We start from the raw sequence: 23,005 nt of genomic DNA, 5'->3' as shown, positions 1-23,005 counted from the left end.
CAAGAAGATTTAAAATCACTAAACACTAAGTATTTTAACCCGTTGTGCATTATGATTTAAGAAAAAAAAGTTGCTCATCTTACTGAAAATCAGTAAATTAATTTAACCACAAATCGCTTACAATGAGTAACTTAAATGCAAATTACGAAAGAATATTGGAAGTTTTAAGAAAAATATCAAAAGAACAACTTTTAACCTATCAAAGGAGAAAACCCAAAATGAGCGATTTAGAACTGATTAGTTTAAGTTTAACGGCTGAATTTATGGGAGTTGATAGTGAAAATGATTTATTTAGAAACTTACCAGCATCATTTTTAGCAAAAATAGAACGAAGTGTTTACGACAGGCGAAGGCGTAATTTAGTGCCACATTTAGAAATTATTCGTTTAAAATTAGCTTCTTTTTTTAATGATTTTGAAGATTATTTTATCATCGACAGCATGCCTTTAGAGGTTTGTAAATTAGCTAGAAGTTCACGTTCAAGAACTTGTAAAAAAGATATTTATAGTGCTCTAAATAAAGGATACTGTGCCTCACAAAACTCAAGTTATTACGGCTATAAACTGCATGCTATTTGCTCTGTAAATGGTGTTTTTCAAAGTATAGATTTGGGCGCTGCATCAGTTCATAATATTCACTATCTTAAAAAGATTAAGACTCAAATTAGTGATTGTACTTTAATTGGAGATAGAGGGTATTTATCCGCAGAAGTGCAACTTAACCTTTTTGAAACTTGTAATATAAAAATCAATACTCCAATAAGAAACAATCAAAATAATTATAAGAAACAACCTTACATATTTTAAAAAGAAAAAGAATTGAAACACTATTTTCACAACTATGCGACCAATTTATGATCAGAAGAAACTATGCAAAATCTTTTCATGGTTTTAAAACTAGAATATTATCAAAGATTACAGCGTTAACAACTATACAATATATCAATACATTTATATTTGATAGAAATATCAATAATATTAAAATTAGTATTATTTAAAATGCACAACGGGTTATTTTATTGCATAAACCATCTAATAAAAATGTAAAATCAAGTTAAATTTAAAAGTTTTTAGATTTTAACACCTAACAATTTGGTAAACCAACGTTAATAGCCAATCCACCTTCTGAAGTTTCTTTATAATTTTTGTGCATGTCTTTTGCCGTTTCCCACATGGTATCAATTACTTTGTCTAGAGGTACTTTAACCTCTTTAGGATCTGTTTCTAAAGCCATTTCTGCAGCATTAATTGCCTTAATTGCTCCCATTGCATTTCTTTCTATACAAGGTATCTGCACTAAACCTCCAATAGGATCACAAGTTAGACCCAAATGATGTTCCATTGCTATTTCTGCGGCCACCAGAGATTGAGCTGCTGTTCCGCCTAATAATTCGGTTAAAGCAGCAGCTGCCATGGCAGAAGAAACTCCTATTTCTGCTTGACAACCTCCCATAGCTGCTGAAATTGTAGCATTTTTCTTAAAAATACTACCAATTTCGCCAGCTGTTAATAAGAATTTTTTAATGTGACTAAAATCAGCTTCATGGTTTTCTATCACTAAATAATACATTAAAACTGCAGGAATTACACCTGCACTTCCATTTGTTGGTGCTGTTACAACTCTACCTAAAGCTGCATTTACTTCATTTACAGAAAGTGCTAGACAACTTACCCATTTTAAAATTTCTCTAAATTTCACCTCGGTACTTCTTATGGCAGTAATCCATTCTTTAGGATTTGTATAATTGGTATCTTTAATTAATTTTTGATGAGAAGAAAAAGCTCTGCGCTTCACATTCAATCCTCCAGGAAGTATTCCTTCTGTATGACAGCCAATGTACATAGATTCTAGCATCGTTTCCCATATTCTAGTTAGCTCAAAGTCTATTTCATCTGAGGGGCGCAGTTCAAGTTCATTTTTTAGAACAATATCAGAAATTAATAAGCTCTCTTTTTGACAATACTCTTCTAATTGAATCGCCCAATTAATAGGAAATGGAAAATTCTTTTTTGTAATTTCTATCGCTTCTTCTAAATGATCTTTTTCTTGCACGATAAAACCTCCACCAATAGAAAAATAGGTTTCAGTTGATATTTCTTTGCCTTTGCAAAAACCTCTAAAAGTTATTCCGTTTGCATGAAAAGGAAGAAACTCTTTATTGAAAACAATATTTTCAACAGAAAAAGTAATTTCTCTCTCGTTGTTAAATTGTAATTTATGTTGATTTTTAATTTGATTGACGATATTTTCAATTTCTGCAATAGGAATATATTCTGGATCTGTGCCGCTTAAACCAAGTAAAATTGCATAATCTGTAGCGTGTCCTTTTCCTGTAAGCGCTAAAGAACCAAATAAATCGATTCTAATTCCATCAATTTGATGAAATAATTTAGATTCATTCACAGTTTTAATCCACTGCTGTGCAGCTCTCCAAGGCCCAAGCGTATGAGAACTTGATGGGCCAACACCGATTTTGAGCATATCAAAAACACTTATAAATTGCGACATTCGTAAAAATTTGACTTATTATGACTGTAAATGTAAAAAATCCAATGCAATGAGTTGGATTTTTTTCATATAATTTAATGAAAGATTTCTTACATTCCGTAAACCGACTCTTTATCAAATTTCTTAACTGACATATAATATACTACAGCTCTGTATTTTTTTCTTTCAGATTTCCCTATTCTTTCCAGAACTTACTCAATTCCTAAATCTAATGTAGCATCATCTGCTAAACCTAATTTTTTTAATTAAAAAGTTATTTTTTACAGTTGCTAACTCTTTAGCCTCACAACCAGAAACTGTTTCTGCTTCCGCTTTGTAAATAGTAAGGTCCTAAACCTTTTATTACAGCAGCTAATAAATCAGAATTAGATCATAAATCGCTATCGTCCATAAACTTTTTATACAACGCTACTTTTTCATCGAATTTACTCATGATTTCGTTTTTAATTTATTAAATTTTTGTCCAACTTCCCAAATACAAAAACTAATTATGTATTTCAAAACGAATAGATGCTCCATGTTTTGGATTCAAATTATGTCAAAATGTCACAAATGTTTAAAAAACATTTTCTAAAACTGACATTTTTCAATTAAAAAGCAGTTGGCACACAGTTTGCCAATTACTTAAATGTAAAATTGAATTAAGAATTTTTTAAATATAAATATTGAGTTATGAGTAAAATAATTGGAATAGATTTAGGAACAACAAACTCTTGTGTATCTGTAATGGAAGGTAACGAGCCTGTTGTAATACCTAATGCTGAAGGAAAAAGAACAACACCATCTATCGTTGCCTTTGTAGGAGGTGGAGAGCGTAAAATTGGTGACCCCGCAAAAAGACAAGCAGTAACAAACCCAACAAAAACGGTTTCTTCTATCAAACGTTTTATGGGAAACAAATTCTCTGAATCTTCTAACGAAATTAAGAGAGTACCTTATAAAGTTGTAAAAGGTGATAATGACACGCCAAGAGTAGATATTGATGGTCGTTTATACACCCCACAAGAAATTTCTGCAATGGTATTACAGAAAATGAAGAAAACAGCTGAAGATTATTTAGGAACAACTGTTACTGAAGCTGTAATTACCGTACCTGCATATTTTAATGATGCACAAAGACAAGCAACAAAAGAAGCTGGTGAAATTGCTGGTTTAAAAGTTAGAAGAATTATAAACGAACCTACTGCAGCTGCTTTAGCTTATGGTCTAGATAAATCTCATGACGATAAAAAGATTGCTGTTTTTGATTTTGGTGGTGGAACACACGATGTTTCTATCCTTGAATTAGGTGATGGTGTTTTTGAAGTATTAGCAACAGATGGTGATACACATTTAGGTGGTGATGATGTTGATGCAAAAATTATTGACTGGTTAGCTGCTGAATTTAAAGCAGACGAAAACATGGATTTGACAACAGATCCTATGGCTTTACAACGTTTAAAAGAAGCTGCTGAGAAAGCGAAGATTGAACTATCTTCTTCTGCTTCAACAGAAATTAACTTGCCATATATAACAGCTACTGCTTCTGGACCAAAACACTTAGTTAGAACATTATCTAAAGCAAAATTTGAGCAATTAATTGATGATTTAGTAAAAAGAACAATAGAGCCTTGTAGAAAAGCTTTAAAAAATGCTGATTTAACAATTGCTGATATTGATGAAGTTGTTTTAGTTGGTGGTTCTACAAGAATTCCTGCTGTACAAGAAGCTGTTGAAAAATTCTTTGGAAAAGCACCAAGTAAAGGTGTAAATCCTGATGAAGTTGTTGCTTTAGGAGCTGCAATTCAAGGTGGAGTTTTATCTGGAGATGTAAAAGATGTATTGTTATTAGACGTTACACCTTTATCTTTAGGTATCGAAACTATGGGTAATGTTTTCACAAAATTAATTGATGCTAACACAACCATTCCTACTAAAAAATCGCAAGTATTCTCTACAGCAGTAGACAATCAACCATCTGTAGAAATTCACGTTTTGCAAGGTGAAAGAGCAATGGCTGCTGATAATAATACAATTGGTCGTTTCCATTTAGATGGTTTACCTCCTGCACAAAGAGGTGTACCTCAAGTAGAAGTTACTTTTGATATTGATGCAAATGGTATCATTAAAGTTTCTGCGCAAGATAAAGGAACAAACAAATCTCATGAAATTAGAATTGAAGCTTCTTCTGGATTATCTGAAGAAGATATCGCTAAAATGAGAAAAGAAGCAGAAGAAAATGCTGATTCTGATAAAATTGCTAAAGAAACTGCAGAAAAAGTAAACGGAGCTGACTCTATGATTTTTCAAACAGAAAATCAATTAAAAGAATTTGGTGATAAATTATCTGATGATAAAAAAGCGCCAATTGAGGCTGCTTTAGTAGAATTAGTTGCTGCTCACGAATCTAGAGATATTGCTCTAATTGATACTGCAATGGAGAAGATTAATGCTGCTTGGAAAATTGCATCAGAAGAAATGTATGCTGCAAAAGGAGCTGGAGAAGCAAATCCTGGAGCAGAACAACAAGGCCAACCAGAAGCTAAAGATGCTAAAGGAGACAATGTTGAAGATGTAGAATTTGAAGAAGTGAAATAACTTGTCATACTGAACTTGTTTCAGAATCCTCACAAGAAAAACATATTTTCTTAAAATAAGTAAAACGCAATCATTCATTTGATTGCGTTTTTTGTCTTTTAGTAAACCGTATATTTACACGTATTAAATTCCTTGAAAATGAAAAAATACTTTCTTCTTTTAGCTATTTCCTTATGTATAGAAAGCTGTTCAGAAAATAAAGAAACCTCTTTTAAAATAGGGATTATTTCAGATTGTCAATATTGTGACTGCGATGTTAAATGGGATCGATATTACAAGAAAGCACCACAAAGATTACAAGAAGCGATTGCCATTTTAAATAAGGATTCCCTAACCTATACGATTCATCTAGGTGATTTTATTGATAAGAATTTTGAAAGCTTAGATCGCATTCTACCACTTTGGGGAAAACTAGAATCCCCCTCATATCACGTATTGGGAAATCACGATTTTGAAGTAAAAGATTCCTTAAAAGAAGAAGTGATTAAAAGATTAAATCTTAAAAAAAGGTATTATAGTTTTGTGGAAAAAGATTGGCGTTTTATCGTTTTGGACGGCAATGATCTTAGTTTTCACGGCGCTTTAACCATCGCTAAAAAAGAACAAACAGATTCTCTTTTTAATTTATTAAAAGACAAAGAATTACCGTATTTAAAAAAATGGAATGGCGCTTTAAGTTCAAATCAATTAAGCTGGGTTAAAGGAGAATTAGATTTCGCCGTAAAAAACAATCAAAAGGTTGGTTTTTATTGCCACTTTCCAATTTTTCCAATAGATCAACATAATATTTGGAACAGAGAACAGTTCTTATCACTCATAAAACCTTATAATAACGTAAAAATCTTTTTTAATGGTCACAATCACGCAGGTGCATACCAAATCGAAAATAATGTACATTATTTAACCTTTAAAGGAATGGTAGATACAGAAAACACCTCTGCTTTTGCAAAAGTACAGTTTGATAAAGACACGATTATTATAGAAGGATATCACAGAGAGCCTTCTAGAAAATTAGTCATTAAATAAAATATTCTTTTGAAAACCTACAACCAACAAAACTTCTTTAAACATACTTTTTGCGAATTTCAACCAGTTGATGACTTTACGTTTCAAGAGAAAGAAAACTATAAAAGTAAATCTGAAAGTAGTTATTTTTATACTGAAAACGGTGTTTACCGAAAATCAAATCACTGGGGAAGAGTTGCTAATTGCCGTTGGAAAATTGCTGCTAATGAAAACTACAAAAATCAACAAATAGTTATTGGTTTTGCAAAATGGACGGACTTCTACCCTATCAATTCAACTGAAAAAATCTTTTTTATTAACGTTAATTTTAAAGAAAAAACAGCGAGACTTCAAACAAAAGTTACTGAAACGGCCAAGAAAGAAACGTTTACAAATCATTTATTTACTTTTCCTGAAGCGCAGAAAAGAATAAAACAAATAACTCATTTATTTAAGGATGATAAGTGGGCAGAATATTACGCTGTTGCTATAAAAGATTTACGCTTCGATGTAATTACGGCATTTATAAGTTCGGATATAACATTGCAGCAAATAAAAATAAATTTAAAATAATGATTCTTTTTTCTGACAAGAACTCTTAACATTAATCAAAACAACTCATCGTTCTAATACAACAACTCAGATAGTCTGTTTTTAGTAAACCAAGACATCTCCACATCTTTGTATCATCTAAAACAGCACACTGATGAAACAACTATTCTTATTCTTTTGTATTCTATATCACTTCTCTTTAATTGCACAAACAAACATTTCAGGCCAAGTTACCGACAAAAAGAACAATCCAATTTATGGAGCAAACGTTTATTTAGATGGCACTTATGATGGTGGATCAACCAATAAAAAAGGTGAATTTTCTTTTGAAACCGGAGAAAAAGGAAGTCAAACTTTAGTGGTTTCGTTTGTCTCTTTTGAAACTTACATCACAACTGCTGACGTTTCAGTTCTCAAAAATATACAAATAAAATTACGTGATGATGTAAATTCATTGGATGCCGTTGTCATCAATGCAGGAATGTTTGAAGCTGGTGAAAAGGCAAAGGTAACCGTTCTAAAACCTTTAGATATTGTAACAACTGCAAGTGCACAAGGCGACTTTTTGGCTGCTTTACAAACATTACCCGGAACTTCTACTGTAGACGAAGATGGACGATTGTTTGTGAGAGGTGGGGAAGCCGAAGAAACACAAATATTTATTGACGGAATTCGGGTTTTTACACCTTTTACGCCAAGTGCAAATAATCTTCCCGTTCGCGGTCGCTATTCTCCTTTCTTGTTTTCAGGAATTTCCTTCTCTACGGGCGGATATTCAGCAGAATATGGCCAAGCATTATCAAGTATTTTATTACTAAATACAATTGACAAACCAGCTCAAGAAAAGACAGATTTAACTTTTATGTCCGTAGGTTTAGGGATCGGAAACACACAAATTTGGGATAAAAATTCATTGAGCGTAAATGCTTCTTACATCAATTTAGCACCATATCAAGAAGCCTTTACAGACAGAAATAAATGGAACAAACCGTTACAATCTGCCAACGGAGAACTGATTTACAGACACACTTTTAAAGACGAATCTATGTTAAAATTGTATGGTGCTTTTAGCTATACTGATTTTGATGTAATTCAAGATGACATTAATTTTGAAGATGGATTTCGTTTTGGTATACAAAATAGAAACTTATATTTTAATAGTTCATACAAAAATAAATTTGGTAATAATTGGAAACTTGAAACCGGTTTAAGTTTCACAAACGATCATTCTAATTTAAAAATTATTGATGATAAAGTTGATAATACTGAAAACTCTGCACATTTTAAAATCAAGTTAAAAAAACAATTTACAACTCGTTTTAAAATCAGTTTTGGATCTGAATATTTCAGCACAAATTTTGATGAAAACTACACGCAAGTCAATACTCAAAAATTTAACTACGGTTTTAACAATAACCTCTTCGCATCATTTGCAGAAACGGATATTTTCTTTTCTAAAAACTTGGCAACTAAAATCGGAATTAGAGCCGAACATTCCGGTTTATTAAATGAATTTACCATTTCACCAAGAGCTTCGCTTTCTTATAAATCCGGAAAAAACTCACAATTTTCTTTGGCTTATGGACAATTTTATCAGAATCCAAAAAACGATTATTTAAAATTTAACTCCGATTTTAAAGCTGAAAACACATCCCATTTAATTGCGAATTTTCAGCACACGAAACAAAATCAAATTTTTAGAATTGAAGCCTATTTAAAAGATTATAAAGATTTAGTAAAATATGACACTGACTTTGTTGGCTTTAACTCAAATTTCTCAAATACCGGAAAAGGTTTTGCTAAAGGAATTGATGTTTTTTGGAGGCAAAATGGTCAACTAAAAAACACAGATTATTGGGTTTCGTATTCCTTTCTAGACACGGAAAGAGATTATAAAAATTATCCAACTCCTTCAAGGCCCAATTTTGCCTCAAAACACAATTTATCTTTGGTTGGTAAACATTTTATACCAGCCTGGAAAAGTCAAATTGGATTAACTTACACCTTCGCGTCTGGCAGAAATTACACGAACCCTAATGAAACCGGATTCTTAAATAATCAAACTAAAAATTATAATTCCTTAAGCTTAAATTGGGCCTATTTAATTGATCAGCAAAAAATATTGTACTTCTCTGTAAATAATGTTTTGGGCACAAAAAACATATTTGGATACAACTATAAAAACACGCCAAATACCGCTGGAAACTTTGAAAGGCAAGCAATAATTCCGAATGCAGATAGTTTCTTTTTTGTAGGTTTCTTCTGGACAATTAGTGCTGATAAAAAGAGTAATCAACTAGATAATTTGTAAAATATTTTGAAGCTATTTCCTGCTTTTCACTTTATCTTTTTTCGCTATATTTTTTGCTGAAAAGCAAAAATTACATCAAAAAAAGGATGCCGTTTCAATCAGGGCTAAGCATCTTTAGTAGCAAATAGCATGCACTAAAACCGAATACATTAATTAAAAACAACAGTTCAGTAATAAAAAAATACAATTCGGTATTATTCTTGCTTAATTGTTGTAAAAACGTCAGATATTTGAATCGTCAAAAAATAAGTATTATGAAAAATACAATCTTAACTTTAGCAATTATTTTCTCTGGAATCTTTTCTACGAATGCACAAGAAAATGAAACCTTCGATTTAACAATTGAAGTAAACGGAATAAAAAATAATCAGGGTAAAATATTTATAGCAATTTATGATAGTGAAGAAACTTTTCTTAATAAAGCATCCGGAATTATAGCGGAAATAAAAGACAAAAAATCCACAGGTATTTTTAAAGGATTAAAAAAAGGCACGTACGCCGTTTCCTTTTTTCATGATGAAAATAATAACCAAAAAATGGATACCAAAATTTTCGGAATTCCGAAAGAGCCTTATGGATTTTCGAATGGCGCTTCTGGTTTCATGGGACCGCCAAAATTTAACGACGCAAAATTCAACTTAGATTCAAATAAAAAGATTACCGTAAATATCAATTAAAAACTCTTTTACAATAACAACTATTTTAAAATCAATTAATTATGAAAAATTTATTTTTATTCATAGGGCTGTTTATTGCTCTAAATGTAACCGCCCAGACTCCATATCAAACAGGAATGCAAAAAGCTTTCTCTCTTTGGGAACAAGGAAAAATGACAGAAGCTTCGCAACTTTTTGAGAGAATTTCTAAAGTAGAAACAGAAAATTGGCTGCCTTCTTATTATGCGGCTACTGTTGAAATAATAGGTAGTTTTGGTTTAAAAGATGAAGCAATACTAACTGCAAAATTAACAAAAGCACAAGAATTTTTAGATGTTGCAGCATCTTTATCAGAAAATAATCCAGAAATTATAATTACGCAAGCTTTATTAAATCTTGGTTATATTGCTTATGATGGTCAAAAATACGGAATGACTTTATCTGGAAAGAACAACCAATTATACGCGCAAGCATTACAAATTGCACCACAAAACCCTCGTGTAATTCTAGGAAAAGCAGAATGGGAAATAGGTGCTGCAAGTTTTTTTGGAAATTCTACAAAGCCTTATTGCGAAGAAATAAAACGTGCAATTACAATAGGAAAAAAAGAAAAAGTTGAACAAGAATTTTATCCAAAATTTATGCTAGAAAGAGCTGAACAGGTTTTGAAACAATGTGAAGGTTAGTGTTCAATTTTCAGTAGCAGTATGCAGTAATCAACAAGTGGATTCAGTAGCAGTTTCCAGTCAAGTGCTAACTGAGAACTGCTACTACCAATTGAAAACTTATTATAATATCTTATCAATCAAATCTTGCTTAGCTTTTTCATCATCACCAAACAACCATTGTAAAACATTATCCTCCCAAATTTGCCCTTTTTCAATTTCTGAAATAATACCTTTTTGTACAGCTAAATCTAAAATTTTTCCAGGATAAGAAGACTGTTTATCGCTTTCCATTTCACCTAAAGGATACGGATCGTCTAAGCCCATTAAAACCTGATTTGTGCCTTGTCTTTTAAACATTAGACCTAAAGAATCGGTATCATGCACTAAGGTATCAAAGAAAATATTTTTATGCCCAACAGCTTTTCTTGGGTGATATTTGCCTTCAAATAAATCAGGTCTTCCATCAAAACCTTGAATTCGTCTTCCTAAATTCATTTGTGCTAATTGGCCACCATGTGCAAAACAAGTTCTAATGTTTGGGTAGCGCTCTTGCATTCCGTTTAAAGTATAAAAATGGTAGGCATCTCCACATTGTGCCAACATCCAAATTAAATGAAAACGCCAATTAGTATTCTCTAATTTTATCATTTTATCTCCATCATACGGATGAATTTCAATCGCCAATTTGTACTTGTCTGCTAATTCAAAAATTCGATCATTTTCTTCATCAAAAACACAACGCCATTGCCCAATAGAATCCATAAAATGAGTTGGTAAACACAACACTTTTAAGCCTAAATCTTCTACACAACGCTTCATTTCATCTAATGCGCCATAGATAAAACCAGGATGTACTACAAATCCGCAGGTAAATTTATCTGGATGACTATGTTGCACTTTTGCATTAAAATCGTTCTGAAAACGCAGTGCTTTTTTCATTTCTTCTAAACGCAATCCATTGCCATATAATTGAGAAAGGTTTAAAACTACCGCATGATCTATTTTATTTTTCTGCATCCAAAGTAATTTCTCATTTAAGAAAAAACTAGAATCTGTAACGGGTCTTCTCCACCCTTTTTGCAACATGTGCTTCCGTTCATCATCTACCCAAAAAATTTCTTTTTCCTTCATAAATTGAGGGATTTCTTCTGGATACGGTAATAAATGTGAATGTCCGTTTATGCGTAGTTTTCTTTTTTCCATTTATATCTGAATTCATTTCAATGTTTCAACCTCATTGCAAAGAAAGTTTTTCACTTTCTGTGGCAATCTCACTAATAATTAAGAGATCGTTTCGTGCCTTGTAATGACGCATTTTTATTTACTTACAGTATCCTGCGACCGATTAACTGCTAACTTTTTTTGGCGCTTCCATCACGGTTCCACAAGAATCACAAGTACATTTTTCTACATCAGAATAATAATTATCAAAAATGACTGGCATATCAGTCTCAATATTATCTAGTGAAAATTCTTCTCTGTACAACTGATTTCCACAATCTTCACAATACCATTCTAAAGCGTCTAACATTCTTCTAGAACGCGGATACTCAATTACTAAACCAACAGTATTTTCTTTTCTTTGTGGTGAATGCGGCACTTTTGCTGGCAATAAATAAATATCGCCTTCATTGATTTCAACATCAATCATTTCCCCCTTATCATCAATGATTTTCAAAATCATATCTCCTTCAACTTGATAGAAAAACTCAGGAGTTTCGTTATAATGATAATCTTTTCTGTTATTAGGACCACCAACAACCATCACAATATATTCACCATTTTCCCAAACTTGTTTGTTACCAACTGGCGGTTTTAATAAATGACGATTTTCATCAATCCACTTTTTAAAGTTTAAAGGTCTTACGAGTGTACTCATTTTTATAGGTGTTTTTGATTATTTAGAAACAAGGTTCAAAACTGATGAAAGGTAGTCAAAATTGTCTTAATCCTTGATTCTTGATTCTTCGCTCTTTTTTATTTTTTCTCTGGTCCATTTTCTCTTTTCTCTTTTCTCTTAAAGTGATTTCGTTCTTCCACCATCTACAGGAAGATTTATTCCGTTAATATAACTCGCTTTTTCGCTTGCTAAAAAGACAATTGCACTAGCAGTTTCTTCTGGTTTTGCAAATCGTTTTGCTGGCGAATAACTTTTCATAATCTCAGTCATCTGCTCAATACTTTTATTTTCATTTTTTGCTTTTGTCTTAATAATTTCTGATAAACGTACCGTTTCTGTAAAACCTGGCAACACATTGTTAACCGTTATTCCGTGACTACCAATTTCTTCAGCTAACGTTTTTGACCAATTACCAACGGCGTTTCTAATAGTATTACTTACACCTAAACCCGGAATTGGCTCTTTTACAGATGTTGAAATTACATTAATAATTCTACCAAAACACTGTGTTTTCATAAAAGGAACCACAGCCTGTACCAAAATGTGATTGCATAATAAATGTTGAGAAAAAGCCTGTTGAAATTCGTCTAAGGTTGCATCTAGAATCGCGCCACTTCTTGGACCTCCTGTATTATTTACCAAGATATGAAACTGTAAATTAGAATTTTCTATCACTTTTCTCAGTTCTTCTGGTTTTGAAAAATCTGCTACCAAATAGCTGTGGCATTGTTCTCGACTGCGCTCAAACTGACAAGCATTTAGTTCTTCTAAAACAGCTTTTAACTTTTCTTCATTTCTAGCGATCAGCGTAACATTTACGCCTTCTTTTGCTAATAAAATTGCAGTTGCTTTTCCTATTCCTTGTGTACTTCCGCAAACTAATGCGTTTTTATTTTGTAAGTGTAAATCCATTTTTCTTTTGATGTAAGAATAAAGAAACAAGAAGCTAGACTAGGGTGAGTCTTCTCTCTTGATTCTTTTATCTTGATTCTTATTTGTTATTTGTTACCATCTGTTTAATCCTAACTGCTTTTTCAAAATGATCTAACTCATGTGTTTAAATCCACTATTTGGCAACTCCCATTACTAATTTTGGATTCTCATTTTTATTTTAAAAAAAGCATAAAAAGACAAACCTACATTTTCTCTTTTTTTAATTATTTTATCATCGTAAACTTGAATTATTTTTTCTTTTATCTCTTTATTCATAAATTTCTTTTGCTCTATCAGAAATTTTTTCCATCAACATTTCTGGTTTTTTAATTTTCTCAAAACCAAATTTTTCATACAATGAATGAGCATCTTTTGTAGCTAAAATCCATTTATCAATCTTTTGCAATTCAGGGTAATTCATAATATGATCAATTAATATTTTAAAATGTCCTTTTCCCTGTTCCTCATCTACAACAAAAACATCCAACAAATATGCAAAAAACACTTTATCTGTCATTACCCTAGAGAATGCTATTTGATTTCCATTTTTAAACAATCCAAAATTAAGTGTGTTTTCATTGGCTTTTTTTTGTTCTTCAAAAGTTCTTAAACCACCCCAATAGGTCTTCTTTAAAAAACTGAATATCAACTCTATATCCATATCTTTTTTGTTATCAGAAAAAAATAAATCATCCTTAATTTTAATCATATTGAATACAAATATTTTTTGGTTCTGTAAAAAATCGCAACGCTTCAAAACCACCTTCTCTGCCTACTCCAGAATCTTTTTGTCCGCCAAATGGTGTTCTTAAATCGCGTAACATCCATGTATTTACCCAAACAATTCCTGTCTGTAATTGTTTAGAAAATTGCATGGTTCTATTTAAATTATTTGTCCATAAGGTTGCTGATAATCCGTACTTTACGTCATTCGCTAAAGACAAGGCTTCTTCATCGGTTTTAAACGACATGATCGTTACTACTGGTCCAAAAATTTCTTCCTGATTTAAGCTGCATTTATTATCAAAAACTTCAATAATTGTGGGTTGTAAATAATAACCAAGTTCACAGTTTTTAACGGCAACTTTATCACCTCCAAAAAGAGTTTTCCCTCCTTCATTTTTTGCAAGATCAATATAACTCTTTACTTTTTCTAAATGTTCTTTGGATACTAATGCTCCAATATTAGTAGTTTCCTCTGATGGATTTCCCACTTTTAATTCCGATACTTTTTTATAAAATCCTTCTTGAATTTTTCATAGATTGTTTCTTCCACAAAAATTCGACTTCCACACAAACAAATCTGACCTTGATTTGCAAATGAAGAACGAACTGTGGTTGCTAACATTTTGTCATAATCGCAATCTTCAAAAATGATGTTTGGGTTTTTTCCTCCTAATTCTAAAGAAAGTTTTTTAAACATTGGGGCTGCAACCCTGGCAATATGAGCTCCTGTTTTTGTTCCTCCTGTAAATGAAATTGCTTTAATATTTGGATGTGCTACAATTGCTTGTCCTGTTGTAGATCCTAATCCATGAATAATATTTAAAACGCCTTTTGGTAGTCCAGCCTCATTGCAAATTTCACCTAATAAATAAGCCGTCATGGGTGTAATTTCGCTTGGTTTTGCAACCACACAATTTCCTGCAGCAATGGCTGGTGCAATTTTCCAAGTAAATAAATACAAAGGTAAATTCCAAGGAGAAATACATCCTACAACACCTATTGGCTGGCGCAACGTGAAATTAACAGCATTAAACCCAATACTTTCATGCGCTTCTGATGAAAACTGCGTAATCGCATTTGCAAAAAATTGGAAGTTACTTGCTGATCTGGGTATATCAACTTGCTTTGCTAAACTGATTGGTTTTCCGTTGTCTTTAGATTCTGCTTTCGCTAAAAAGTCTAATTTCTCTAAAATTAAATCAGCGATTTTAGAAAGGATTTTACTTCTTTCATCCAAAGGAGTATTGCTCCATGTCGGAAAAGCGATTGCCGCCGCTTGGTATGCTTCTTCTACATCTTCTTTTGTTGAATTGGGTATTTGTCCGCACACTTCTCCAATTGCAGGATTGTAATTATCTATCCAATTATTTTTAATAGGATTTGCAAACTCGCCGTTTATGTAGTTTTGGATGTCCATTTAACTCTTTTTATAAGCAGTAACTTTAATTTCCACAACTAAATCTGGATGTGGTAATTGATGCACAGCGACAGTCGTTCTTGTTGGCCCTGTTTCTTTATTGAAAAATTCTGCATACGCTTTGTTATATCCTGCAAAATCATTCATGTTTACTAAGAATGTAGAAACATCCACCACATCTTTTAAACTAGCGCCAACTGTTTGTAAATTGGAATCTATGTTTTTTAGAACTTCGCTGGTTTGTGTTTCTATATTTAGAAATTTTGTTCCCATTTCATCAATAATATCCACACCTGCAATGGTATTGTCTGCTCTTCTAGAACTGGTTCCTGATACAAAAATAAAATCTCCCACAACTTTTACATGTGGATATGCGCCTCTTGGTGTTACTTTTTTTTCTTCCATTTTTTTATGCTTTAACTAACTGTAACAACTTTAAAGTTGTTCCTAAATTTCTTGTAGTTGAAATCACATTGAGTTTCTTTTCAATGATATTATTTGTCAATTTTGTACTACCAAATCCTGATGGACAATAAAGATAAATAAGATCATCATCAATTTTGTATTTATCTCCTTGTAATCTTCTTATTTCTATTTCTTTAATTTCTGATATTTTATTTAAAAAGGCAAAAGCGATAATTTTTTCATTTTCTAAAGGAAATGGATGACTTTTAACTACTCTTTCTAACTCTAAAAATGTTTTAGCAATTACAGGAAACATCATACCCCAATTTAGCTTTAATACCTACTTTTATTTTTTTACATATTTCTGACTTAGGTGCATCAGCCTCTAAAATAATATTCCCACTATGAATATACGTTTGTAAATTTTGAAACTTTAAATCCTTTCATTATTCATGCAGGTCTGCCGTCAGAATTTTATTTTTTCCTGATATATTAATTCCTCTTAATAAAACAATATATTTTTCCATTTTGCTTTTTAAATTTCTTATTGCTTTAGATGATCAATAACTCTATAAGTGGGTTAGCCCTGATTGAAATGGCATCCTTTTTTCTTTTTCAGAAAAAAGATATAATGGAAAGCAGGAAATAGCTTCTAAAAAAACTACATGCCTGTTATTTTATCCTCTTCTAAAATGGCATTTGTTTCCTCTTTCACTTTATCCAAAATAACTTTCAGCTCCTCTTTTGTCATATTTAAGTTTGTATGCACAGCGTCATCTGCAACCAAATTTAACAAGGCTTTATCTTGCGCTCGTCCTCTTGTCATGGCTTCATTATAGCCAATATTCTCGTTAAATGTGACTAAAGAATATTTAGAAAAATACTGCGTAGGAAAATACTTTTCTAAATCCATCTCTATCTTTCTTTTTTCTTTAAAAAGCGGATTTGCAACATGGTCTCGCATTTCATAAAAATTATCAATTGCCAAATCTGCAATCGCATCTGTATCTATTTTTCTTGCTTTTTGATAGGCTTTAAAGATAGCTTCCCAATCCCCTAAATTTTTATCTAAAATTTCATCAAAAACAACTACATCTTCAAACGAAGCATTCATTCCTTGCCCGTAAAAGGGCACAATTGCATGCGATGAATCGCCTAACAATATGGTGTTATTTTTATAAAACCAAGGCGCACATTTTACCGTTCCTAAAGGTCCTGTTGGGTTGTTGATAAACTCTTCTTTTATATTCGGAATTAAAGCCAACGCATCCGGAAATTCCTTTTCAAAAAATGCTGTAATTTTTTCTTCGGATGTTAAATTCTCGAAATTAAACTCGCCTTCATCATAACTTAAAAATAGCGTTACAGTAAAACTACCATCCATATTTGGCAATGCAATTAACATAAAATCGCCTCTTGGCCAAATATGTAAATGAGCATTACTTATTTGGTGATTCCCACTTTTATCAGCAGGGATTTCTAACTCCTTATACCCATGATTTAAATAATTTTGAGAATAGCTAAATAAAAACTTACGCTCTAAATAATAGCTTTTTCTTAGAATTGAACCAGCGCCATCAGTACCAAAAAGAACCGTTGCATCTATCGTAAACTCTTCATCCGTTTCGTAATCTTTAAAATGCGCAATCGTATTTTCAATATCCACTTTTTGACACCTTTTATTAAAGTGAAAAGTTACATTCGCATGTTTTTCTGCTTCATCTAATAAAATAGCGTTTAAATCTCCTCTAGAAATGGAATTGATATATTCATTTTCTCTTCCAGAGTAGTTCGAAGAAAATGTATTTCCTGCTGTATCATGCATCAATCTGCCATACATTGGTATACAAATCTCTCTTGCTTTTTCTTCCATTCCGCATAAACGCAATGCTTTTAAACCTCTATCGGATAAAGCCAAATTAATCGATCTTCCTGCAGAAATATCTACTTTTCGTAAATCGGGTCTGCTTTCATACACCTCCACTTTATAACCTCTTTGCGCTAATCGTAATGCTAATAATGAGCCGCACAGACCTGCTCCAATGATTAGTACCTTATCGTTTGTTTTCATTCTCTTTTATTATTATTATTTTCAACTTTTCTTTGTTTAAAACAAAAATTATAAAGCAAAAAAGTATAGTTAATACATGATTTATATTAGAAATATTACAATTATTTATATAGATCGATCCAGAATAATTCTGAAAATGCCAAGGAAAAATAGTATCAAATATTGGTAAATTAATATTGAATAATGAATTCATAATCCCAGGTGATAAATCTAATAAATCAGGAAATATTGAACCTAATAAAGTAGTCATAACAAGTATTTTAAATTTCTTTTTAACATAATAGATTAACAATAAAAATACAATCAAACTACTAATTACATCAACTTTTGAATTTATTGGATAACAATGAGGAATATAATCCAAGATTCCATGAGATAATACGCCTAAAACAAAACCAAATACACTGATTTTTTTATTTTCAAATTGACTTTCTTCATTAATCTTAGCAATTCCGACTATAATTGTTGCTCCAACTGCCATGTGAAATAATACATTCATTATGCTATAACAACCCTTTTAAAATAGTGACCATTCTATACACATCTTCATAAGAACTATACATTGGCACGGGCGCACAGCGTATAACATTGGGTTCTCGCCAATCTGTAATAATATTATTTTCTGTTAGTTTTTTATGCAAACTTTTATCTGTATTTTGAACTTGAATACTTAATTGGCAACCTCTTTCTTTTGGATCTTTAGGAGTGATAATTTTAATATCATCCGAATCAATTTCATTGATTAAAAACTCAAAATAACCAGTTAGTTTTTCTGATTTTTCTCTTAAACCACCCATCCCAACCTCATCAAATAAATCTAAAGAAGCTTTAATTGCTGCCATCGATAATATGGGCGGATTGCTTAATTGCCATCCTTCTGCACCTTGCATCACATCAAAAGGCTGTCGCATATTAAAACGTGTTTCTTTATTGTGATTCCACCAACCTGCAAAACGCGGCAAGTCTTTATTTTTTGCATGTTTTTCGTGCACAAAAACACCGCCTAAACTTCCTGGTCCCGCATTTAAATATTTGTAGGTACACCAAGCTGCAAAATCTACATTTGAATCGTGCAAATTAGGTTGCACATTTCCTGCACCGTGCGCTAAATCAATACCAACAATACAGTTTTTTGAATGTCCGATTTCTGCAATTTTTTTTATATCTAAAAACTGACCCGTATAATAATTTACGCCTCCAATTAATAATAAAGAAATTTCATCGCCTTCAAATTTTATAATCGACTCTAAATCCTCGATATTTAAAAGCGTTTCTCCTACTCTTGGTTTCCATTCTATAACGCCATCTTCATCATCAAAACCATGAAACTTTAATTGAGATTGCACCGCGTATCTATCCGAAGGAAAAGCATCGCTTTCAATTACAATTTTATATTTTGTTTTTGTAGGCCTGTAAAAAGAAACCATCAACAAATGTAAATTTGTGGTAAGCGTGTTCATTACCACCACTTCAACTGGTTTTGCTCCCACAATTTTAGCCATTTTATCTGTTAACAATTCATGGTAATTTAACCACGGATTTTTCGCTTCAAAATGCCCTTCTACCCCCAAATTTGCCCAATCTTCTAATTCCTGATTGATGTATTCTTTGGTCGATTTGGGTTGCAATCCCAAAGAATTCCCAGTAAAATAGATCCATTCATTTCCGTTTTTATCTTTCGGAATATGAAATCGATTTCTTAAATGAGAAAGAGAATCCTCTTTATCTTGCTGTTTCGCAAAAGCTAATGTGTTTTGATAATTCATCGCTAATAAAAATGATTTATCCCAAATATAAAACAATCCTTTTGAGAATTCGCTCTTTCGGAACGAATTTCACAAATTCATACAAACATTTCTATGTTGTTATAAATGATTTTCTTCATTTTATAAAACAGCAATTTTGTTTTGTATTTTAGCAAAAAATCTATATCTAATGAAGTTTATAAAATACTTTTCTTTGTTATTGTTCCTTATTTTAATGTCTTGTAAAAATGATTCAAAACTAATTTCTGAACTAGAGAGCATTCATGCATCCATAAAATCAGAATTTGCTCCTGACAAACGCGTTGAATTGTTTGACATCAATTTTGAATTGGCAGACAATCAACTTATTTTAGAGGGAGAAACCACTTCTAAAAGAGCCTTTTTAATATTATTAGATAGCTTAAATAATAGAAAGTTACAATTTACAAATAATGTACGTGTTTTGCCAGATGCTGCGGTTGGAAATCTACAATTTGCTGTGGCTAAAAATTCGGTGATTAATATTCGTTCAGAACCAAAACATTCCGCTGAATTGGGTACACAAGGTTTGTTAGGCATGTCTTTAAAAGTGTTCGATCAAAAAGGTGATTTTTATAAAATTCAAACTCCTGATATGTATATTTCTTGGGTTGATAGAGGCGGAATTCAATTACTAAACAAAGCCGAAATAGACACTTGGAATCAAGCTAAAAAAGTGCTTTTTACCAAAAATTTTGGATATGTTTTTGCTGATAAAAAGGATGAAGCTACTATTATTTCTGACGTTACTTTAGGCGGAATTTTAGAATACATTTCTGAGGATGACACATTCTATGAAGTAAAATATCCGGATAAAAGAACTGGATTTATCAAAAAAGAGGAAGCTGTAATTTATGATTCTTGGTTAGAAAACGTAGTTTCATCCAAAGAAAATATTGAAGCTGTTGCCAAAAATTTTGGAGGTTTTCCTTATTTGTGGGGAGGAACCTCCTCTAAAGGAATGGATTGTAGCGGTTTTACTAAAATGGTCTATTTATTAAATGGTTTAGTAATTCCTAGAGATGCTTCTCAACAAATAAATGCCGGAAAAACGGTCGATGCTACTTTAAATTTTAAAGATTTAGAGAAAGGAGATTTACTTTTTTTTGGAACAAAAGCAACATCAGAAACAAAACAACGTGTTGTACATGTTGCTATTTGGTTAGGTAATGATAAAATGGAATTTATTCATTCTTCTGGAAACGTTCATTTAAGTTCTATGGATGCTTCACAACCAAATTATGATGAGTTTAATAAAAATAGATATTTAGGAAGTAAGCGTTATTTAGGTGTAAAAGATGCCATGATTATTGATTTGAAGGAGAAAATGAAGTTGTAACTGGTCATGTTACAAAGAGATTCCCAGAGAAATTGCATAGAGTTTCACAGAGAAAAGTACTTTTAAATAAGCATAACTGCGAGGAATGACGACAAAAATAAAAGCCCTTCAAATTTTAAAATTTGAAGGGCTTTTTTAGGTTTAAAAAAGAAGATTAATACAACACTCTAAACTTGATAGTGCCTTCTACTTTTCTTAATTTATCAATAACTTCTTTGTTATATTCTTTGTCTAAATCTGTAATTACATAGCCAACTTTTGGATCTGTAGATAAATATTGACCAGAAATGTTTAAATCGTATTTGGCTAAAATCTTATTAATTTTTGCCATAATTCCGGGTACATTCTTATGAATGTGTAAGAATCTATGAGACTTTATTTGTCTTGGCAAACGAATATTAGGGAAGTTTACAGCGTCTACCGTATTTCCAGAATTTATATATGCCATAATTTTACTAGGCACAAAATCTGCAATATCTCTTTGCGCTTCTTCGGTGCTTCCACCAACATGAGGCGTTAAAATCACGTTTGGCAATCCTTTTAACTCTGTTAGGAATTCCCCGTTTTTTGCGGGTTCTTCTGGATAAACATCCACGGCAGCACCTGCTAATTTTCCGCTTTTTAAAGCAGCAGCCAATGCTTTAATATCAACTACAAATCCTCTTGAAAGATTAACTAAATACGCACCATCTTTCATTTGAGAAATCTCTGTTTCTCCAATAAAATTTTTGTTCGCTGCGTTGTCATCAATATGCAATGTAACTACATCGGATATCGCTAATAAATCTTCTAATTTACTTACTTTAGTTGCGTTTCCTAGCGCTAGAGTATCTTCTACATCATAGTAATAAACGTCCATTCCAAGACCTTCTGCTAAGATTGATAATTGCTTACCAATGTTACCATATCCAACAATTCCTAGTTTTTTACCACGAACTTCTCTTGAACCATCTGCTGTTTTATTCCACTGACCGTTGTGTATTTCCGTGCTTCTTTGAAAAACACTTCTCATTAACATAATAATTTCGCCAATTGCCAACTCAACAACCGAACGCGTATTACTATAAGGAGCATTGAAAACAACAATTCCTTTTTCTTTACAGGCTTCTAAATCAATTTGCTTCGTACCAATACAAAACGCACTAACCACCATTAATTTATCCGCAGCATCTACTACTTTCTGTGTAACATTAGTTTTAGAACGAATTCCTAAAACGTGTACATCTTTAATTTTTTCTATCAATTCATCTTCGGATAAACTTCTAGAAACGGTTTCTACAGAAAAGCCATCCGTTGATAACTTTGTAAAAGCATCTGGGTGTACGTTTTCTAATAATAAAATTTTAATTCTATTCTTTGGGTATGAGATATTTCTTGGCAACTTGTTTACGTATAAAAATTCATCTAAATTTGGGGCAATATGATCTGCGTTTTCTGTAGTTTTTACTCTAGAAATGTTTTCTGTATATGCAAAAAACTTATGTGCTACGCCCGATTTTCGGGTTACATAATCGCTATAACCATCACCAATAACTTGTATTTCTCCTTCTAAATCCATGTCTTTTAAACACTTTATTTTTCCGTTGTGCTGTGATAACGGATTATTAGCATCAAAACCAATAATTTTTCCATCATTAGCAAACTCAAAAGTATTTGCAAAAACTCTATCTGAAGGTATATTGTAGGCTGCTACAATAGGGTCTATAAATTCTTTAAATCCGCAGGAAATAACATAAATATCGTCTGCAAAATCTTTAAAAAATTCTTTATTTCTTTCTATGGATGCGGAAACTTGCTTCTTTAAAGCGCTTACTAAGTTCGCTAAATCTGATTGATTTGCATTTAACAGCTTAATTCTTTTTTCTAAAGATTCTGTAAATGAGATTTCGCCATCAATTCCTAAATTGGTAATATCAATTATTTCTTGAATAATTTTTTCTTTGTTAGGATTATTTTGTAGTGTAATTTCGGCTAAAACATCCAAAGCTTCCACCCTGGTTAAAGTACTATCAAAATCGAAAATATAATTTCTTTTTGTGGTAATCATTACTTTAAAATCATGGTTGAATTTAAATGCGTAAAGCTACAAAGATAGTAGACAAGTAAGAAGCCTTTTTAAAGTTTTATGATATCAATTTAATTTGTCACCAATA

General features: G+C 31.9%; 21 protein-coding genes and 3 pseudogenes. 8 read left to right on the top strand and 16 right to left on the bottom strand.

Going from position 1 to position 23,005, the window contains the following annotated elements:
* The first annotated feature begins 122 nt into the window (after positions 1–122).
* A pseudogene (locus tag BST83_RS02900) lies at positions 123–997 on the top strand (IS982 family transposase).
* 86 nt (positions 998–1,083) lie between these two features.
* Here BST83_RS02900 and BST83_RS02895 read toward each other — a convergent pair.
* The 3 genes from BST83_RS02895 to BST83_RS21680 form a co-directional block, all read right to left on the bottom strand.
* Positions 1,084–2,508: an L-serine ammonia-lyase gene (locus BST83_RS02895; protein ID WP_104808501.1), complete on the bottom strand. Its 1,425-nt coding sequence runs from the start codon at positions 2,506–2,508 to the stop codon at positions 1,084–1,086.
* A gap of 89 nt (positions 2,509–2,597) precedes the next feature.
* On the bottom strand, positions 2,598–2,687 hold the full coding sequence (locus tag BST83_RS21685) for a DUF2853 family protein (protein ID WP_437438458.1): 90 nt from the start codon (positions 2,685–2,687) through the stop codon (positions 2,598–2,600).
* Between the two features lie 40 nt (positions 2,688–2,727).
* Positions 2,728–2,829 carry a DUF2853 family protein gene (locus tag BST83_RS21680; RefSeq protein WP_437438457.1) on the bottom strand — a complete coding sequence of 34 codons (102 nt, stop codon included), beginning with the start codon at positions 2,827–2,829 and terminating at the stop codon, positions 2,728–2,730.
* Between the two features lie 351 nt (positions 2,830–3,180).
* On the opposite strand from BST83_RS21680, the gene dnaK reads away from it, so the two are divergent.
* The 6 genes from dnaK to BST83_RS02860 all read left to right on the top strand — a co-directional run bounded on the left by dnaK (position 3,181) and on the right by BST83_RS02860 (position 10,295).
* A complete protein-coding gene (dnaK, locus tag BST83_RS02885; RefSeq protein WP_104808500.1) occupies positions 3,181–5,085 on the top strand; it encodes a molecular chaperone DnaK in 1,905 nt (634 codons plus the stop codon).
* A gap of 138 nt (positions 5,086–5,223) precedes the next feature.
* Positions 5,224–6,111, top strand: coding sequence for a metallophosphoesterase (locus BST83_RS02880; protein ID WP_104808499.1), 888 nt, complete (start codon positions 5,224–5,226; stop codon positions 6,109–6,111).
* 9 nt (positions 6,112–6,120) lie between these two features.
* On the top strand, positions 6,121–6,663 hold the full coding sequence (locus BST83_RS02875) for a hypothetical protein (protein ID WP_104808498.1): 543 nt from the start codon (positions 6,121–6,123) through the stop codon (positions 6,661–6,663).
* A 133-nt stretch (positions 6,664–6,796) separates the two neighbouring features.
* Complete coding sequence (locus BST83_RS02870) at positions 6,797–8,953, top strand: TonB-dependent receptor (protein ID WP_104808497.1); 2,157 nt, start codon at positions 6,797–6,799, stop codon at positions 8,951–8,953.
* Between the two features lie 254 nt (positions 8,954–9,207).
* The gene (locus tag BST83_RS02865; RefSeq protein WP_104808496.1) at positions 9,208–9,630 is read left to right on the top strand and encodes a DUF2141 domain-containing protein; all 423 of its coding nucleotides are present in this window, start codon (positions 9,208–9,210) and stop codon (positions 9,628–9,630) included.
* A 41-nt stretch (positions 9,631–9,671) separates the two neighbouring features.
* The gene (locus BST83_RS02860; protein ID WP_104808495.1) at positions 9,672–10,295 is read left to right on the top strand and encodes a hypothetical protein; all 624 of its coding nucleotides are present in this window, start codon (positions 9,672–9,674) and stop codon (positions 10,293–10,295) included.
* 102 nt (positions 10,296–10,397) lie between these two features.
* On the opposite strand, the gene BST83_RS02855 is transcribed toward BST83_RS02860, so the two are convergent.
* From BST83_RS02855 to kynU, 12 genes and pseudogenes are all read right to left on the bottom strand, one after another.
* The gene (locus BST83_RS02855) at positions 10,398–11,480 is read right to left on the bottom strand and encodes an amidohydrolase family protein (protein ID WP_104808494.1); all 1,083 of its coding nucleotides are present in this window, start codon (positions 11,478–11,480) and stop codon (positions 10,398–10,400) included.
* 142 nt (positions 11,481–11,622) lie between these two features.
* Positions 11,623–12,156, bottom strand: a complete 534-nt coding sequence (locus tag BST83_RS02850; RefSeq protein WP_104808493.1) for a 3-hydroxyanthranilate 3,4-dioxygenase — start codon at positions 12,154–12,156, stop codon at positions 11,623–11,625.
* A 138-nt stretch (positions 12,157–12,294) separates the two neighbouring features.
* Entirely contained in the window at positions 12,295–13,089 is a 795-nt protein-coding gene (locus BST83_RS02845; protein WP_104808492.1) for an SDR family oxidoreductase, read from the bottom strand.
* 174 nt (positions 13,090–13,263) lie between these two features.
* Entirely contained in the window at positions 13,264–13,386 is a 123-nt protein-coding gene (locus BST83_RS20370) for a DUF6500 family protein (RefSeq protein WP_240614625.1), read from the bottom strand.
* On the bottom strand, positions 13,379–13,819 hold the full coding sequence (locus tag BST83_RS02835; RefSeq protein ID WP_240614624.1) for a GNAT family N-acetyltransferase: 441 nt from the start codon (positions 13,817–13,819) through the stop codon (positions 13,379–13,381). The genes BST83_RS20370 and BST83_RS02835 overlap by 8 nt, the downstream gene beginning before the upstream one ends.
* Positions 13,812–15,253: pseudogene (locus BST83_RS02830) on the bottom strand (aldehyde dehydrogenase). Before BST83_RS02830 ends, BST83_RS02835 begins: the two are co-directional and overlap by 8 nt.
* Entirely contained in the window at positions 15,254–15,658 is a 405-nt protein-coding gene (locus BST83_RS02825) for a RidA family protein (RefSeq protein WP_104808491.1), read from the bottom strand.
* A gap of 4 nt (positions 15,659–15,662) precedes the next feature.
* Positions 15,663–15,977 carry a hypothetical protein gene (locus BST83_RS02820; RefSeq protein WP_146092107.1) on the bottom strand — a complete coding sequence of 105 codons (315 nt, stop codon included), beginning with the start codon at positions 15,975–15,977 and terminating at the stop codon, positions 15,663–15,665.
* Positions 15,955–16,185: pseudogene (locus tag BST83_RS21345) on the bottom strand (DUF1697 domain-containing protein). Before BST83_RS21345 ends, BST83_RS02820 begins: the two are co-directional and overlap by 23 nt.
* A 134-nt stretch (positions 16,186–16,319) precedes the next feature.
* Positions 16,320–17,729, bottom strand: coding sequence for an FAD-dependent oxidoreductase (locus tag BST83_RS02805; protein WP_104808488.1), 1,410 nt, complete (start codon positions 17,727–17,729; stop codon positions 16,320–16,322).
* Positions 17,713–18,210 (bottom strand): hypothetical protein, encoded by a 498-nt coding sequence (locus BST83_RS02800; RefSeq protein ID WP_146092106.1) that lies wholly within the window; start codon positions 18,208–18,210, stop codon positions 17,713–17,715. Before BST83_RS02800 ends, BST83_RS02805 begins: the two co-directional genes overlap by 17 nt.
* Before the next feature lie 22 nt (positions 18,211–18,232).
* Positions 18,233–19,495 carry a kynureninase gene (gene kynU / locus BST83_RS02795; protein ID WP_104810760.1) on the bottom strand — a complete coding sequence of 421 codons (1,263 nt, stop codon included), beginning with the start codon at positions 19,493–19,495 and terminating at the stop codon, positions 18,233–18,235.
* 169 nt (positions 19,496–19,664) lie between these two features.
* Here kynU and BST83_RS02790 point away from each other — a divergent pair, with 169 nt between their 5' ends.
* Entirely contained in the window at positions 19,665–20,852 is a 1,188-nt protein-coding gene (locus tag BST83_RS02790) for a C40 family peptidase (RefSeq protein ID WP_104808486.1), read from the top strand.
* Between the two features lie 154 nt (positions 20,853–21,006).
* Here BST83_RS02790 and serA read toward each other — a convergent pair whose 3' ends face one another.
* Positions 21,007–22,899, bottom strand: coding sequence for a phosphoglycerate dehydrogenase (gene serA / locus BST83_RS02785; RefSeq protein ID WP_104808485.1), 1,893 nt, complete (start codon positions 22,897–22,899; stop codon positions 21,007–21,009).
* Positions 22,900–23,005 lie beyond the last annotated feature (106 nt).

The organism is Polaribacter filamentus, from assembly GCF_002943715.1.
GTDB lineage: Bacteria > Bacteroidota > Bacteroidia > Flavobacteriales > Flavobacteriaceae > Polaribacter > Polaribacter filamentus.
This window is presented reverse-complemented; position numbering and strand designations above follow the sequence as displayed.

Excerpts from the sequence above, each read along its gene's own strand:
- BST83_RS02895 (WP_104808501.1), bottom strand. The coding sequence starts at position 2,508 with ATGTCGCAATTTATAAGTGTTTTTGATATGCTCAAAATCGGTGTTGGC.
- dnaK (WP_104808500.1), top strand. The coding sequence starts at position 3,181 with ATGAGTAAAATAATTGGAATAGATTTAGGAACAACAAACTCTTGTGTA.
- BST83_RS02880 (WP_104808499.1), top strand. The coding sequence starts at position 5,224 with ATGAAAAAATACTTTCTTCTTTTAGCTATTTCCTTATGTATAGAAAGC.
- BST83_RS02870 (WP_104808497.1), top strand. The coding sequence starts at position 6,797 with ATGAAACAACTATTCTTATTCTTTTGTATTCTATATCACTTCTCTTTA.
- BST83_RS02865 (WP_104808496.1), top strand. The coding sequence starts at position 9,208 with ATGAAAAATACAATCTTAACTTTAGCAATTATTTTCTCTGGAATCTTT.
- BST83_RS02860 (WP_104808495.1), top strand. The coding sequence starts at position 9,672 with ATGAAAAATTTATTTTTATTCATAGGGCTGTTTATTGCTCTAAATGTA.
- BST83_RS02855 (WP_104808494.1), bottom strand. The coding sequence starts at position 11,480 with ATGGAAAAAAGAAAACTACGCATAAACGGACATTCACATTTATTACCG.
- BST83_RS02850 (WP_104808493.1), bottom strand. The coding sequence starts at position 12,156 with ATGAGTACACTCGTAAGACCTTTAAACTTTAAAAAGTGGATTGATGAA.
- BST83_RS02845 (WP_104808492.1), bottom strand. The coding sequence starts at position 13,089 with ATGGATTTACACTTACAAAATAAAAACGCATTAGTTTGCGGAAGTACA.
- BST83_RS20370 (WP_240614625.1), bottom strand. The coding sequence starts at position 13,386 with ATGAATAAAGAGATAAAAGAAAAAATAATTCAAGTTTACGATGATAAA.
- BST83_RS02835 (WP_240614624.1), bottom strand. The coding sequence starts at position 13,819 with ATGATTAAAATTAAGGATGATTTATTTTTTTCTGATAACAAAAAAGAT.
- BST83_RS02825 (WP_104808491.1), bottom strand. The coding sequence starts at position 15,658 with ATGGAAGAAAAAAAAGTAACACCAAGAGGCGCATATCCACATGTAAAA.
- BST83_RS02820 (WP_146092107.1), bottom strand. The coding sequence starts at position 15,977 with ATGATGTTTCCTGTAATTGCTAAAACATTTTTAGAGTTAGAAAGAGTA.
- BST83_RS02805 (WP_104808488.1), bottom strand. The coding sequence starts at position 17,729 with ATGAAAACAAACGATAAGGTACTAATCATTGGAGCAGGTCTGTGCGGC.
- BST83_RS02800 (WP_146092106.1), bottom strand. The coding sequence starts at position 18,210 with ATGGCAGTTGGAGCAACAATTATAGTCGGAATTGCTAAGATTAATGAA.
- kynU (WP_104810760.1), bottom strand. The coding sequence starts at position 19,495 with ATGAATTATCAAAACACATTAGCTTTTGCGAAACAGCAAGATAAAGAG.
- BST83_RS02790 (WP_104808486.1), top strand. The coding sequence starts at position 19,665 with ATGAAGTTTATAAAATACTTTTCTTTGTTATTGTTCCTTATTTTAATG.
- serA (WP_104808485.1), bottom strand. The coding sequence starts at position 22,899 with ATGATTACCACAAAAAGAAATTATATTTTCGATTTTGATAGTACTTTA.